Origin of the sequence: Glutamicibacter mishrai, assembly GCF_012221945.1 — a bacterium.
Taxonomy (GTDB): domain Bacteria; phylum Actinomycetota; class Actinomycetes; order Actinomycetales; family Micrococcaceae; genus Glutamicibacter; species Glutamicibacter mishrai.
In genome coordinates, this window is record NZ_CP032549.1 from 491357 (window position 1) to 504372 (window position 13016).

15 protein-coding genes are annotated in these 13016 nt (G+C 56.3%); 7 read left to right on the forward strand and 8 right to left on the reverse strand.

The annotated features are described in order from the left end of the window. Window positions 1-93 precede the first annotated feature (93 nt). Window positions 94-1035 (forward strand): GNAT family N-acetyltransferase, encoded by a 942-nt coding sequence (locus tag D3791_RS02260; protein ID WP_172511180.1) that lies wholly within the window; start codon window positions 94-96, stop codon window positions 1033-1035. Window positions 1036-1123: 88 nt separating this feature from the next. Here D3791_RS02260 and D3791_RS02265 read toward each other — a convergent pair whose 3' ends face one another. The 7 genes from D3791_RS02265 to D3791_RS02295 all read right to left on the reverse strand — a co-directional run bounded on the left by D3791_RS02265 (window position 1124) and on the right by D3791_RS02295 (window position 6794). Then, window positions 1124-2353, reverse strand: a complete 1230-nt coding sequence (locus tag D3791_RS02265; RefSeq protein ID WP_061955202.1) for a mechanosensitive ion channel — start codon at window positions 2351-2353, stop codon at window positions 1124-1126. Window positions 2354-2646: 293 nt separating this feature from the next. After that, the gene (locus D3791_RS02270) at window positions 2647-3078 is read right to left on the reverse strand and encodes an OsmC family protein (protein WP_172511181.1); all 432 of its coding nucleotides are present in this window, start codon (window positions 3076-3078) and stop codon (window positions 2647-2649) included. 4 nt (window positions 3079-3082) lie between these two features. Further along, window positions 3083-3544, reverse strand: coding sequence for a GNAT family N-acetyltransferase (locus D3791_RS02275; RefSeq protein WP_172511182.1), 462 nt, complete (start codon window positions 3542-3544; stop codon window positions 3083-3085). Between the two features lie 131 nt (window positions 3545-3675). Next, a complete protein-coding gene (locus D3791_RS02280) occupies window positions 3676-4470 on the reverse strand; it encodes an alpha/beta fold hydrolase (RefSeq protein WP_172511183.1) in 795 nt (264 codons plus the stop codon). A gap of 101 nt (window positions 4471-4571) precedes the next feature. Then, entirely contained in the window at window positions 4572-5255 is a 684-nt protein-coding gene (locus D3791_RS02285) for a VOC family protein (protein WP_172511184.1), read from the reverse strand. A 104-nt stretch (window positions 5256-5359) separates the two neighbouring features. Then, window positions 5360-6127 (reverse strand): isocitrate lyase/PEP mutase family protein, encoded by a 768-nt coding sequence (locus D3791_RS02290; protein WP_022873990.1) that lies wholly within the window; start codon window positions 6125-6127, stop codon window positions 5360-5362. A gap of 91 nt (window positions 6128-6218) precedes the next feature. Next, the gene (locus tag D3791_RS02295) at window positions 6219-6794 is read right to left on the reverse strand and encodes a GNAT family N-acetyltransferase (RefSeq protein ID WP_022873991.1); all 576 of its coding nucleotides are present in this window, start codon (window positions 6792-6794) and stop codon (window positions 6219-6221) included. A 179-nt stretch (window positions 6795-6973) separates the two neighbouring features. Between D3791_RS02295 and D3791_RS02300 the strand changes: the two genes are divergently transcribed. The 4 genes from D3791_RS02300 to D3791_RS02315 all read left to right on the forward strand — a co-directional run bounded on the left by D3791_RS02300 (window position 6974) and on the right by D3791_RS02315 (window position 10064). Then, window positions 6974-7270 (forward strand): (Fe-S)-cluster assembly protein, encoded by a 297-nt coding sequence (locus D3791_RS02300; RefSeq protein ID WP_022873992.1) that lies wholly within the window; start codon window positions 6974-6976, stop codon window positions 7268-7270. Window positions 7271-7406: 136 nt separating this feature from the next. Continuing rightward, window positions 7407-8528: a DNA alkylation repair protein gene (locus D3791_RS02305; protein WP_172511185.1), complete on the forward strand. Its 1122-nt coding sequence runs from the start codon at window positions 7407-7409 to the stop codon at window positions 8526-8528. A gap of 119 nt (window positions 8529-8647) precedes the next feature. Then, window positions 8648-9241, forward strand: a complete 594-nt coding sequence (locus D3791_RS02310) for a CDP-alcohol phosphatidyltransferase family protein (protein WP_172511186.1) — start codon at window positions 8648-8650, stop codon at window positions 9239-9241. Window positions 9242-9359: 118 nt separating this feature from the next. Continuing rightward, the gene (locus D3791_RS02315; protein WP_172511187.1) at window positions 9360-10064 is read left to right on the forward strand and encodes a hypothetical protein; all 705 of its coding nucleotides are present in this window, start codon (window positions 9360-9362) and stop codon (window positions 10062-10064) included. 84 nt (window positions 10065-10148) lie between these two features. Here D3791_RS02315 and D3791_RS02320 read toward each other — a convergent pair whose 3' ends face one another. Then, on the reverse strand, window positions 10149-10655 hold the full coding sequence (locus tag D3791_RS02320; protein WP_022873996.1) for a 2'-5' RNA ligase: 507 nt from the start codon (window positions 10653-10655) through the stop codon (window positions 10149-10151). A gap of 153 nt (window positions 10656-10808) precedes the next feature. Here D3791_RS02320 and D3791_RS02325 point away from each other — a divergent pair, with 153 nt between their 5' ends. Together D3791_RS02325 and D3791_RS02330 are read left to right on the forward strand one after the other, a co-directional pair. After that, complete coding sequence (locus tag D3791_RS02325; RefSeq protein ID WP_246242273.1) at window positions 10809-11720, forward strand: alpha/beta fold hydrolase; 912 nt, start codon at window positions 10809-10811, stop codon at window positions 11718-11720. A 101-nt stretch (window positions 11721-11821) separates the two neighbouring features. Beyond that, window positions 11822-12970: an acetyl-CoA C-acetyltransferase gene (locus tag D3791_RS02330; RefSeq protein WP_172511188.1), complete on the forward strand. Its 1149-nt coding sequence runs from the start codon at window positions 11822-11824 to the stop codon at window positions 12968-12970. The last annotated feature ends 46 nt before the right edge of the window (window positions 12971-13016 follow it).

Here is a 13016-nt window from a genome sequence, read left to right on the forward strand (position 1 = left end):
AGCATGATGCAGCTCATAAAAGCGAACTGTTCTTGACTTAGTCCCGTCATCTTTTGTGATGTACTTACTGACATGGAGCAACAGGACTATCCCATGAATTTGTCGGCGGATTCCCCGCTGTTCCGCGAAGTCGTTGACCTGGAGCGGCATTTGCTCGATCCTTCGCTTCGCCACGATGGAGCGTGGCTGGAAGGCGTCCTGCATGAGCAGTTTTACGAAATTGGCGCGAGCGGACGGACCTTCGACAGGTCTGAAGCCATCACCCTGCTCGCGGCTGAAGATCCGGATGCTCCTGCACTGCATGTCGTGGATCCGTCGGCAGTCCGTCTGGCAGAGGATCTGGTCCAATTGCGCTGGGCCACTGATGGGTCCCGCCCCGCGATGCGCAGTTCCTTGTGGATTCGGGATGCGGGCCGATGGCAAATGTTCTTCCATCAAGGCACGCTCACGGCCCAACCTGTGCGTGATCCCGAGCGGGCAGGGAATGCGCCGTCGGCTGAGCCTGAAGATGTGTACACTGTCAGGAACCTGAAGTCCACCGACGCCGCCGCGGTGCATGAGGCTTTCATCTCGCACCCGGATATGGCGCGGCAGGGCGATGCCGATACCCCTGAGAAAGCGCGGGCTTACGTTGATTTTCTGCTGGGCAATGACCAGGTTCAATGCCCGCTGGCCATCACGATCAACGATCGTTTAGTGGGCTTGGTGTGCGGTACCGTGGATCGCTCGAATGCCAACGCGTGGATCTGGTATTGGATGCATCATGAATACCGTGGCCGGTCGCTGACCACCAGGGCCGTGGCGGCCTTGGTTGATCACCTTTACGACGAGCTGGGCTTGTTCCGGCTGGAGCTCGGCCTGCGGGCCAATAATCCTGGATCCCGGCACGTGGCTGAGAGCAATGGCTTCCTGCGCGAAGGAATAGAGCGTGGCAAGTTCCTTGTTGATGGCGAACGCATCGACGTCTACACCTATGCCCGCCTGAGAACAGATCCGCCAGCGAACGTGCAGCCCTTGCCGCTCAAGCGCGCGTAGCGATTTGCTTTGAACGCAAAATAGCCGCGGAATCCGTGGTGGATTCCGCGACTATTTTTGTGTCCCTTTTAGGTTCTGTTCGGGATGGTTAGATACCTGGCGACGTTGGCGGTGCTGGCGGTGCCGAATCCGGACCGTTGGAGCTCAGCTTGTCGGTATCGATCTTGTTGAGGGTACGAGCGGCTGCCTCGCGACCACCAAGGCCGAATGCGAGAGCGGCTGCAAGAGCTGCACCGATGACAATTGCGCCGAAGGCCATGTTGATGATCGAGTCAGCGATTCCCATGTACTTCAGGCCCATTGCCACGAACAGTGCAATGGCGGTGTAGCGGATGATCTTCGACGCGGTGGTGTCACCCATGAACTTGCCGATGACGTTAGCCACGACGAAGCCAGCGGCAACGATTGCCGCACCGAAGAGGATCTTGCCGCCCAGTTCCAGAATCTCGTTCAGGATGTTGGTGATTGCCGGGAAGTTCAGCATCTGGGCTGCCATCACACCGAAGAACAGTACGATTGCGATCTTCACGATGCCGGCGATGATGCCCGATGCACTCTTGCCTTCTGGGACAACGCCCCAGCCAGCAACGACGCGGTCAGTGCCGACACCCTGCAAGGTGGACTCCAACAACTGGCCAACAAACTTTGCGATCAGGAAGCCAACTGCCAGAAGGACCAGGGCCATGATGACCTGTGGGATGGCAGTGAAGACCAGCTGCAGCATTTGCTCGGCAGGCTGCGAAATCGCGGCGATGCCCAAGACCTGCAGAGCAGAGATTGCGACGACCAGCAGGATCAGGGCGAAGACGATGTTCGCGATGATGTCAACGATCTTTGCTTGGGTTTCGCGAGACTGAATCTCATCTACTGGCTCGTCGCCTGGGGTCAGCTTGCGGACAATGCCGCTGAAGTCGACCGTTCCCAGACCAGTGGTCAGCAGCTGTCGAACAATGTTGGCGATGACGTAGCCGATAAAGAAGATAAAGCCGGCGCCGATGAGGTTCGGGATGAACGCCATGACTCCGCCGAGCAGGCCCTGGACCGGCGTAAGAACTTCAGAAAGCGCGAAGACCTGAAGGATTGCGACGAGACCAAAGAGCCAAACAATCAGTCCAGCGACCTTGCCTAGAGACTGGCCTATTTGAGCTCCGTCATTTCCCTGCTTCTGCAGGAACTTCACCCTGGATACGAGCTTGGCTGCAGCCCAGCGAACTATTCGCGCCACAAGCCACGTAACGATGAGAATGACTAGCGCAATGCCTACCTTTTGTAGCATTGACGCCCAGTCGATGTTGCCTAAGACGTTCTCAGATTGCATGTCTGCTCCTTCAACGTAGGGACATCTCGACCCTACGATGAAGGACCAGCGCTGACTAGGGCAAAGAGTTAAATTCCCAGCTGGTTTCATGGAACTTCCACAGCTTCAACTACTAAAACCGAAGCCGTAGATACGAGATTCAACGGAAAACGCAGAAAGTGACCTAGAACACTACTGGATCACGAAAAATTTGAAAGCTCGCAAACCTTCAATCCCGTGAATTTCCTTGGAGTGACTTGTAGTTTCTGCTTTTCGACGCTAGCTCCAACGCCGAAAAGCAGAGACTTCACGCTTTATTCAACTACTTCGCTGACAACTTTTGCGCCGAACTCAACTGTGCGTGAAACGGTGCAGTATTTGTCATGCGACAACTTCACGATTCGTTCGACCATGCTGGCCGCCTTGCGTCCTTCATCGGTATCGGGGAACTTCAAATCGAACCCGAGATGAATGTCATCCATACGGCTGGCACCGTCCTCGGATAGCTTGTATCCGCTGGCGAGTACATCAAATTTCTCTGGTTCGCTCCGGCGGGTTGTTGCCACATCAACGTCAATGGACGAGCAGCCAGCAATGGCGGCAAGCAGCAGCTCCACCGGGGTCAGCAAGCCCTCTCCTTGGCCGAATTCAATGCTTGCACCGCTCTCAAGGCTGGTAGCTGTGTACTTTCGTGATTCGGTGCGCTGAACACTGACTTCGCGGATTTCTCGGCTATTTTCACTCATGAAACTATCGTGCCACGTTATTCGCTGATGAAAAGTCGTAGCGCAATACGACCCTGGACGAATCCCCTTGCGCACTGGATGGCGTTTGCTGGAATCCGCAGGTTCGGAAAAATTCAATGGCCTGTGTGCGTCGAGAATCCAGATGCACAGCCACTTCCGGGCAACGCTCGGTGATATGGCTCAGCAAGAGCCGGCCCACCCCGTGGTGACGATCTGCATGGCGTACCCAAAGGATCTCGATTTCCGACTCATTCCAGGCTGCAAAACCCAGGATCTGCTCACCTTGCTGGGCGATGCGGACCTGCAAGGATTGGGAATACACCGATTCCAAAGCGGCAGCGACAGCATCCAGATCAGCTGCCGACAAGAAGTCCAAACGACGTTCGACCGAACTTTTCCAGACATCCAATAAGTCTGGAACCTCATCGATACTCGTCCATTCACGAAGAACAATTTGGTCTTCCATACGTTGTTTCCTGCTTTCGAACAACCACTGATAATGCTTGAGGGAAATCTAATCCCACAACAGACTTTACTCAACAACTATTTTGAGTATTGATCGTCCTGCCGAATTGTGAATATCGCCCAAGTACCGGTCTACTTTGGCAACAGCAGTCTTTGAACTTTTTCCGCCCAAGTCCGCAATTCGCCCTCGACTATTTCAGGTTGCTCAATATGCACGTTGTGCCCTGCTTGCTCAATGACGTTTATGCGAAGTTCGGCGTAACGCGTGGCCAGAAGATGAGGGTCTTCGAAACCAGTGACGTGGTCATGACGCCCACACACGATGGAAACCGGATTGGACAACCGACCTTCACGATGCAGTGGAAGAGGCTGGAGAAAATAGCGTTTGGAAAGCTTGGCCATCGCTCGCAAATTGGCCGACACAAGACCCGGTAGAACCCATTCGGAGAATCGTTCCCAGGCTGGACGCGTTTGAATGACTGCGACGTCGGTGAACAGCTGTTTGTCCCTCTCACTGAGCGACTCCAGCAAATCCTGATCCGCTACGGCCACCGCAGGATCAGGAAGCGTGCGCTGCTTGCTGTCCGCGTATACTGCCGGAGCGATGAGGAACATTCCCTGCACGGAGTCGCTAAACCTGTCAGCCATTTCCTGGCACAGCAGCCCACCCATGGAATTTCCCAGCAACGCGAAAGGCCCGTTGCCGACAATAGCGCCGATTTCATGTTCCAACCAGTCAGCAAGTTCCGGCAAACCGCCAGCATCGGCCAGCGGTTCACACTGCCCAAAGCCGGGCAAATCCAGATAATGACGTTCGAACACCCCAGACTCGGCGAGCACTTCATCCAGCGGCAACAGGATTCGATGGTCTACCCCGTTGCCATGGACCATGAATAGCGGCATGCCACTGCCGTGGATTTTGTGCAACGTACTGAGCTCATTTCCTCATCTGAACCGGCGGGGCCTGTGCGACCTGCACAGACCACAGCTCCCGGAATTCCGCCCCTCCTGCTTTAGAGCGTGCACGGTTAGTGGCTTGGGGCCGGCAGTATGCAGAATTCGTTGCCGGATGGATCCAAGAATACTTGCCAGGGAACCTCGCCCCACGCATGCGGCAGCTTGGTTGCCCCAGTGTCGAGCACCATGGCCAGAATCTGTTCCACGTCGTCTCCCGCTTCCAGCCGCAGATCCAGATGGACGGAAGATTTAGCGGACGTTTTCGGATGCTTCTCAGGCACCAGCACAATCATTGGTCCGAGACCGGCCGGATGCTTGAGCACTGTCGACGAGTGCTCGGCAGGTTGAAATCCGGTGAGCTTCGCCCAGAATATGGCATCTCGTTCTGGATCAGAGCTAAGTATTTCTACCGCTAGCAAAGCCAGTGGGCGTGACGATTCGGATGCCTGGCCGAGAACAAAATACGTTCGCGCAGCGGCGTCCGCATGTTCGCCGCGAGTCGCGCCCTGGTAATCAACGGTTGTTTTCTCATAGTCTTCCGCTGAAGCCAGCACCGGGAAGACCCGTTGCGACTCGGGCTGCGGATCCGGGACCGTTGGAAAACAAATATCGAGAAACTGTTCGCCAGCAAGCGCAAGCCGGGTTTCAAACCCGCCCTCGTTATCCGTCAGGGTTTCGCTCCCCAGCAACTCTTCCCAGTGCTTTCCCTGCCGGCGTGGGGAGTCAGCATCAAAAACCAGATTTTCCCAGTACATCTATCCTCGACTTGAATTTGCCGCTCTCGGCGAGCGCCTTGTGGACGGTCAGATCCCGCCGCAACTGATGGCGTTGCGGCGGGATCACCTTGATTCGGACATTCTTAGCTTTGGCGCCATGCGCCAAGCTGCTGGGTTGAGACTTCAGCCAACCACTTTTGCCATAGCGGTCCGAAGCTCACGCGCCTCACTCCGAGTGCGCGCAGGGCGGCGAGGTCTCCGGCAGCATGGGCGGTCACCGGGTGGGCGGTGACATTCACTGGAATCGAGACGGCCTGGACCACCTGCTCAACCTGTTCGGCAGTGGACAGGGCTACCGGATAGACACTCCGGGCTCCTGCTTCTTCCAGCAGCTTGATACGCGCAATAGCTTCTCCCAGCGGATCGGCAAACTGATCGCTGAGTTTCACGGCATCGGTACGTCCATTGATGACAAATTCCACACCTGCTGTGTCAGCGGCTTCGCGAACACCGTGGATGTAGTCTGCATGCTCTTGGCGGTCGCGAACGCGCTTGCCTTCTTTGTGCACTACGTCTTCGATATTCACGCCGACTGCGCCAGCGGCGAAGACACGTTCAAACAGCTCTTGCGGGCTCAGGCCATACCCGGATTCCACATCTGCGCTCACCGGTACATCCACCGCCCCTGTGATCCGTTGAACCACAGCCAGGTAATCGGCGAAGTCCATCTGTTCCCCGTCTGCGCTGCCAATGGAATCTGCAACGGGGTGGCTGCCGATGGTCAAGCTGGCGAACCCGGCGTCGGCTGCCAGCGAGGCGCTAAAGGTGTCCCACACTGTGGGCATGACCAGAAGTTCCCCGGATTCGTGCTGGATTGCGAGGTTGTGGGCACGTTCTTTGAAATCCGACAATGCGTCCTCCTGAAGTTAGTGGTTCGAGCCCAGTCTACGGAGGCCGAACCACTTGCCAATAGGCTTATCGCAAACTTTCAGTGACAGCCGCTCAGCCCAGAGCAAACACCAATGATTCGCTTCGGCGCGAATTCGACTTGTTGGCGATCGGGCGGCGCTGGATGAGAACGAATCCGGACTTTTCCAGCACTCGGATGGATGCCGCGTTCTGGGGGTCGCAGGTTGCTTCGATCCTGCGCAGTCCTAGCTTTTCACAGCCAAGCTGAATCAGCAGGCCCGCGACTTCGGTGGCAAGACCTTGGCCCCAATAATCCTGGTTCAGGGTGTACCCCATCTCCCCCACCAGGCCGGTGTCGTCGGTTCGCCAGATAGCAGCGGAACCGATGACCTTTTCTTCCATCATCACCGCGGTCATCATGCGGCCAGGCCGGACGATCATCGCATCCGCGATGAAGGATTCGGTTTCAGCCAGAGTATTCGGGCCCCACAAGGAATAGCGGCAGACCTCCGGATCGGAGGTGTAGGCATGGACCTGCATCAGGTCGCGAGCCAGGAATCCGGCGAGCGCAACCCTTGGGCCGACGGCTGCTATCTGCCGTGATCCCGGTGCTTCGGCTTGGGTTCCGGATGTGCTGGGATCTTCAAATCCAGGTTTGATGCGAATCATCCTTGGGGCTCATTGCTGGTCAGGTGGAAGGCGAAGGGGCGGACCCTATCTGAATTTCCAGCCTACCCGTGAGGATATTTCGCAGCTGTTAAGCGGGGTTGAGATTCTTTCCTGTTTTTGGAATCGTGGCACCCACATGCCCTGACCTTGGTATGTCCGCAACCGGAAGGAGAGCCATCGTGCTCGCACTGACCGATCAAGCAGCATCCATCGTGACCGCTATTGTCACCAACCAGTCCGAGGCCGAGAACGCGGGACTGCGCATTCACCAGGCCGACAAGACCAACGCTCCTGAAGAAGCGGCCTTCGCCATCCAGATCGTTCCCCAGCCAGAGGAAACCGACACCGTGATTTCCGGTGAAGGCAGCCCGGTATACCTCGACGAGCTCGTCGCTGATGAGCTGGATGACAAGGTATTGGACGCCGCCGTTGATGAGCAGGGAGGCGTCAGCTTCCAGATCTTGGTTCAGAACTAATAGTTCTGCCCCTACCCCATAGACTTCCATCGAGAGCCACCTTTTACTAGGTGGCTCTCGTTGTCTCTTAATCTTGGCGACACGGTGGGCATCGGCCAGATTCGCAGATAGTGCCGATGCGGTAAAGAATGGCTGTATGCCTTTCGCTGATCAACTCATCGGCGTGGACGTCGCTGAACGCCTCGTGCACGAACTACAAGCCGTCGACCCGCAACGTTCGCTGGCAAACCTCAGCAGCGCAACACAAGCGCTGCAACCGTTGAGCTTGCGTGAACGCTCCGATGCCCTGCGTGATGGGCTGCTGGCTGACTATCCGCAGTCCTATGCGGAGTTAGCGGATGCCGTCAAGAAGGCTGCAGAGTACTCGCAGTCCTTTACCGGCTGGATGATCTGGCCGGTCACCTCGGCATTGGCAACGCGTGCAGCCGATGAAAATACAGGTTCCGCTTTCGAGGACGCCATGGGCATGATGGCTTTGTTGACCCCTCGCCTGAGTTCAGAGTTCGCCATTCGCGTGTTGCTCAAACATGATCTTGAGAAGGCCTTGGCATTCGCCCAAGAATGGACCGGCGCGCCCAACGAACATGTACGGCGCTTGGCCAGCGAAGGCACGCGCCCTTATCTTCCATGGGCTATTCGCGTCCCGCAGATCCTGGAAGATCCTGCCTGCACCATCCCAATCCTGGATGCCCTTTACCGCGACCCGAGCGACTACGTTCGCCGTTCTGTAGCGAACCATCTCAATGACCTCAGTCGCAATGAACCTGAGCTCGTGGTTGAAACTGCGCAACGCTGGCTGAAGACTCCGGAGCCCACCACCATGGCTGTGGTTAAACACGGGCTACGCACCCTCATCAAGCGCGGGAATCCAGAGGCTCTGGCACTGCTTGGATTCGGCACCCCTACGGTGAAGATCGATGGGCCTCACATTGAACAACGCCATGTGGTTTGGGGTGACTCCGTGAACTTCACCGCCTCAGTGCTCAATACCGGGAGCGAACCGATGCCGCTGGCCATTGATTACGTGCTGCATCATCGTAAGGCCAATGGACTCACCAAAGCCAAAGTCTTCAAACTCTCTACGCGCACCCTCGCTCCGGGTGAAACGTTGAAGATTGACCGCTCGCATTCGTTCAGGGCGATCACCACACGGCGCTACTACCCAGGAACCCATTCGGTAGCCTTACAGGTCAATGGAAAGCCCACGGACAGCGTTGATTTCGAACTGCTGGCTGACGCCGTGGAGGATCCTCAGTAACAGCAGTTCCACGACTGTGGCTGGGCATTCCCAACAAATTGGTGTTTTTTCGTCGGGTGCTTCTCTTGTAATTCTCGCTTTCGTGGGCGATTGTTCAATTGAGTCGCAAAGGAGCGCGCATGGACGCGGAAACAGAAAGTCGCAAGGAATGGGCCACCATTCCCAATGCGATCACGGTGCTCCGTTTTTTACTGGTAATACCAATATGCATTTACGTCGTCTCTGGAACCCACCCCACGCTAACGGCTCTACTGCTCTTGGCCTTTGGATTAAGTGACTGGGTTGACGGCTTCATTGCACGCAAGTTTTCTCAGGTGTCCAAGCTTGGAATTTTGCTTGATCCCATTGCGGATCGACTGGGGATCGTGGCCATTGCGGTTGCTTTGGTAGTTGCCGGGCTGATTCCCTTGTGGGTCGGCCTCGTGATCTTCTGTGTCGATTTGATATTGCTGGGCACCTATTTTTTCCTGCGCTTATCGCAACCGCCGGCTTCAACGTGGCTCGGAAAAATTAGAACTGCTCTGATGATGCTGGGGTTGGCATGTGTGGCGGTGGGCCGCATTGATCAGTTTGTGTTCCTTTATGTACCGGGAATCTTTGTCTTATCGGCAGGGACGTTACTACATATCGTGGTTGGGTACGGCTACTTCCAAATCATGCGTGGCCAGGCAAAGAAAGAACCAGTGGTACCGGCTGAATCCGACAATCAATAGCTGAAGCGATCAGTTGCACGGCTTTAAGTTCGTGCCGCTGATAGTTTTGGAGAGACAGCAGGGTAATGCCCGATCGATTTGTTTGGCCCCAACGAGAGTAGAAGTTCCGCAACTGCTTATGGCAAATTTTCATCCGGGTAGCTCCTACAATGCCGATCGTGCTTCTTCATCCGTGCGACCGTGGTCCGCGCAATTTCGTAGCATGCTGTTCAAAAGTATTTTTGTTGCCGTCTTCATGACGATTTGGGTGCTTCTGTCCGGCACCGGACAGATGACGACCAATCAGATTAATAAGATTGACCCGGACGGTAGCTTCGCGGGAACCGTTGCTGCAGCATGCGCCATGGTATTCATCGTGCTTGTGGTCGACTTTCGCCGCAGCGGCTCTGGGTTGCCCGCCGTCGGCCTGACGCGATTGCTCATGTCTTCAACCTTGTGCGCGGTTGCCGTTCTTTTGCTATTCATGGCCAGCTGGCCCATCTCTGTTAAGCAAGAATTCTTTGGGACTCCTGTCACGGCTGAGTACCTTTCAAATCCGAAGGCCTTCGCACTGGCTGCCGCATTTGTTTGCGCATCGTACTTTTGGTCCAATTTATCCCTCATCGGATTCACCATGGGCAGACCCTCTGGGCACCTAGTCGGTTTCGCAATCCTGTTTCTGATCGTAGGACTCGGGATATGGCTGGGGAGCGATTTGTTCGGAAGTCCAGCTTCCGAAGGGAACCTGAGCCTGTGGCTAGGTCTTGCCATAGCGGGTTTTGCTCTACAACCCCTCGCGAGCATTTTCATCAAGCGAAACATCCAAAAACAACAAGAGTCCTAAGTCGACAAGCAAAAGATTGGTCTTGGCATGACAAAGGCCTGTTCAAGCGACACCCAGGCGCTTTAACCCAGGTGAGCAATCGGGCTACTCCCCCGCGAGCACCGCAAGCTCTTGGCTGCGTGGTTGCCAGAATGCCGCACGAACTGCTGTCAGTTCGTGGCAGCGTCCAGCTGCCAACTCATCCAGTGCCCGAATATAGTCCGGAACTATTTCTCGCGGCAGCCTCAGCCCCATCGTCAGGTGAGGTGTCCAACGCGGGCCTCTTCCTTCAGTGTTCTCGACACTGATTTCCCGTGCCGCACATTCCAGCTCGTCAGTAGTTTCCAGCAGCCAGGCAACGGTTTGCTTGCGTCCAGTGCCGAAAACCACTGTGCCTACGCGGCTAAGCTTCGCCGGCACTACAGAAGGAAGTACCTCAGAAGCGCGCTGTATAACCACGTCAGCCAGGCTGTGCGCGAAGGTGATGCTGATGTGTGGAGTCTGGTTCTGCACCGGAAACCCCTTGAGTGCCAACTCGTCAAAGATTTCCCTGATCTGTTGCTCTTCTGGATCGTCCAGATACAACAGAATATTTTCTGGTGAACGACTCATTGATGCTGCGCCCCTCCGTTCATTTCTGTTGAACGTAGTTTCCCACGCCCAGCTCATTGAGCCAGTTCTCCCACACACCGAGGGTCCGCCTGGGGACAACTGCCCAGCCGGCTATTCCGGTGTTTGCCGCCGATGGTTGACGGTGGACGCGATATGGCACAAGATGGCAATCACTTTTGTAAGGTCTATTTCAACCAATGGAGTGTGCCAGTCATGGCAACTTGCGAAGCTAACGGCGTCGAACTAGGGGTTCAAAGCTTTGGGGATCTCGCGGATCCCCTGTTGTTGTGCATCGGCGGCACCACGATGCTTTCTTGGCCCGACGAACTTTGTCACGCTCTGGCGCGAGGCGGCCGTCATGTAGTCCGTTTCGATTTGCGTGATAGCGGAGAATCCACCACCATTGATCCACTTAATCCGGACTATACGTTGCGCGATCTAGCAGCAGACGCTGCAGCCCTCGCCGTGTCCATAGACCCTAGACCGGCTCACTTAGCAGGCATTGGAGTTGGCGCCATGGTCGCCCAGGTCGCCACCTTGGACTATCCGCAAGCATTCTCAGAACTCACGCTTATTGGCTCCCGCCCGGTAGCTCCAGGACCGGTTGATCCAGACCTGCCAGATCATGATCAATCAACACTGGGTCAATTGTTTTCACGATCAATGCCAGACTGGACTGACCGCGAGGCCGTCGCCAGCTACGCAGCTGAAGGCGCCAGCATTCTTGGCAACAGCCCGGAGAATGCGCGTCAGCTAGCGGCTCGCGTCTGGGACAGGACTCCAGATGCGTCAGCACCTGTGCATATGGCGAATCAGCTCGGAATGGTGTTTTCCAAACTTGATTGCACGCCCCGTTGGCGTGAACGCCTAGGCGACATCACTCTGCCGACGCTAGTAGTCCATGGCCGCAAGGATCCCTTCTTTCCGCTGGGCAATGGCCAAGCATTAGCCCACGAGATCCCCAATGCACAGCTCCTCGTGCTTGAAAGCGCTTCAACAGCAATCCCTGCTTCGAACATCGCAGAAGTGGCCGGCGCGATGCTAGATCTGGGAGGAAGCCGGTAACTGGGGCCAAAGTGGAATCACAACCCTAGACAATGACCTGGGACTTGGGCATTGTTGGTCAAAGATCGTCAATTGACTTGAGCACTTTCGGGAGGCACCTCATGGGCGAGGCCTACATCATCGATGCACTGCGCACTGCTGTAGGGAGGCGCGGAAAGTCATTAGCCGGTGTGCACCCACTTGATTTGGCAGCAACGCCACTAGCCGAACTGGTTCGACGCAATAACGTCGACTCAGGAGAATACGACGAAATCATTCTCGGGTGCATCGACCAGGTGGGACCCCAAGCCATGGATATCGCTCGTAATGCGTGGCTCGCGGCCGGTCTGTCCGAGCATGTCCCTGGAACCACTGTGGAACGCCAATGCGGCTCTGGCCAGCAAGCGGTTTCCTATGCAGCGCAGGCAGTGATGAGTGGCAGCAGCGATCTCGTCGTGGCCGGCGGCGTGCAATCCATGTCCAGCATTCCGCTGTCCTACTCGAACGCGGCGGCGAAGGACTTCGGCTTCCCCGATCCCTATCATGGTTCCAAGCTGTGGGCAGCACGTTATGCAGGCGAAGAGATTTCGCAGTTCCGTGGCGCCGAGATGATGGCCCAACGCTGGGGATTCACGCGAGAGCAGCTGGAGGACTTTGCCGTTACCTCCCACGAGCGGGCCTTGACTGCCCAGGCCCAAGGATACTTTGACCGCGAAGTCCTGGCGATGGATGAGTTGGCCGTTGATGAAGGGCCAAGGACCCCGGATCGCGCCAAGATGGCCAGCCTCGCGCCCATAACCGATGGCGGATTGCACACCGCGGCCACCGCCTCGCAAATGTCTGACGGTGCGGCCATGTTGCTCATTGCCTCCGAAGCTGCAGTCAAGCGCTACGGCCTGAAGCCACGGGCGCGCATTCACCACGTCTCTGCCCGAGGAGATGACCCCATCATGATGCTCTCTGCACCAATCCGCGCAACAAAGTACGCATTGGAACGCACAGGATTGTCCCTCCAAGATATGGACCGCGTCGAGATCAACGAAGCTTTCGCAGCCGTGGTCTTGGCCTGGGAGAAAGAAACCGGCGCGGATATGTCCAAGGTCAACGTCAATGGTGGCGCGATCGCCCTGGGCCACCCTATCGGCGCTACCGGAGCCCGTTTGATGACATCATTGCTCCACGAGCTTGAACGCAGCGACAGCCGTTGGGGACTGCAAACGATGTGCGAAGGCGGCGGGCAAGCAAATGTCACCATCATTGAGCGCCTGTAGCTTAGAACCAAATCGAGATGGGCAAAAGATAGATTTTCTGAGCAAG

What these genes read in the sequence shown, in the direction of transcription:
- D3791_RS02260 (WP_172511180.1), top strand. Translation starts at nt 94, where the DNA reads ATGAATTTGTCGGCGGATTCCCCGCTGTTCCGCGAAGTCGTTGACCTG.
- D3791_RS02265 (WP_061955202.1), bottom strand. Translation starts at nt 2,353, where the DNA reads ATGCAATCTGAGAACGTCTTAGGCAACATCGACTGGGCGTCAATGCTA.
- D3791_RS02270 (WP_172511181.1), bottom strand. Translation starts at nt 3,078, where the DNA reads ATGAGTGAAAATAGCCGAGAAATCCGCGAAGTCAGTGTTCAGCGCACC.
- D3791_RS02275 (WP_172511182.1), bottom strand. Translation starts at nt 3,544, where the DNA reads ATGGAAGACCAAATTGTTCTTCGTGAATGGACGAGTATCGATGAGGTT.
- D3791_RS02285 (WP_172511184.1), bottom strand. Translation starts at nt 5,255, where the DNA reads ATGTACTGGGAAAATCTGGTTTTTGATGCTGACTCCCCACGCCGGCAG.
- D3791_RS02295 (WP_022873991.1), bottom strand. Translation starts at nt 6,794, where the DNA reads ATGATTCGCATCAAACCTGGATTTGAAGATCCCAGCACATCCGGAACC.
- D3791_RS02305 (WP_172511185.1), top strand. Translation starts at nt 7,407, where the DNA reads ATGCCTTTCGCTGATCAACTCATCGGCGTGGACGTCGCTGAACGCCTC.
- D3791_RS02310 (WP_172511186.1), top strand. Translation starts at nt 8,648, where the DNA reads ATGGACGCGGAAACAGAAAGTCGCAAGGAATGGGCCACCATTCCCAAT.
- D3791_RS02315 (WP_172511187.1), top strand. Translation starts at nt 9,360, where the DNA reads ATGGCAAATTTTCATCCGGGTAGCTCCTACAATGCCGATCGTGCTTCT.
- D3791_RS02320 (WP_022873996.1), bottom strand. Translation starts at nt 10,655, where the DNA reads ATGAGTCGTTCACCAGAAAATATTCTGTTGTATCTGGACGATCCAGAA.
- D3791_RS02325 (WP_246242273.1), top strand. Translation starts at nt 10,809, where the DNA reads ATGGCACAAGATGGCAATCACTTTTGTAAGGTCTATTTCAACCAATGG.
- D3791_RS02330 (WP_172511188.1), top strand. Translation starts at nt 11,822, where the DNA reads ATGGGCGAGGCCTACATCATCGATGCACTGCGCACTGCTGTAGGGAGG.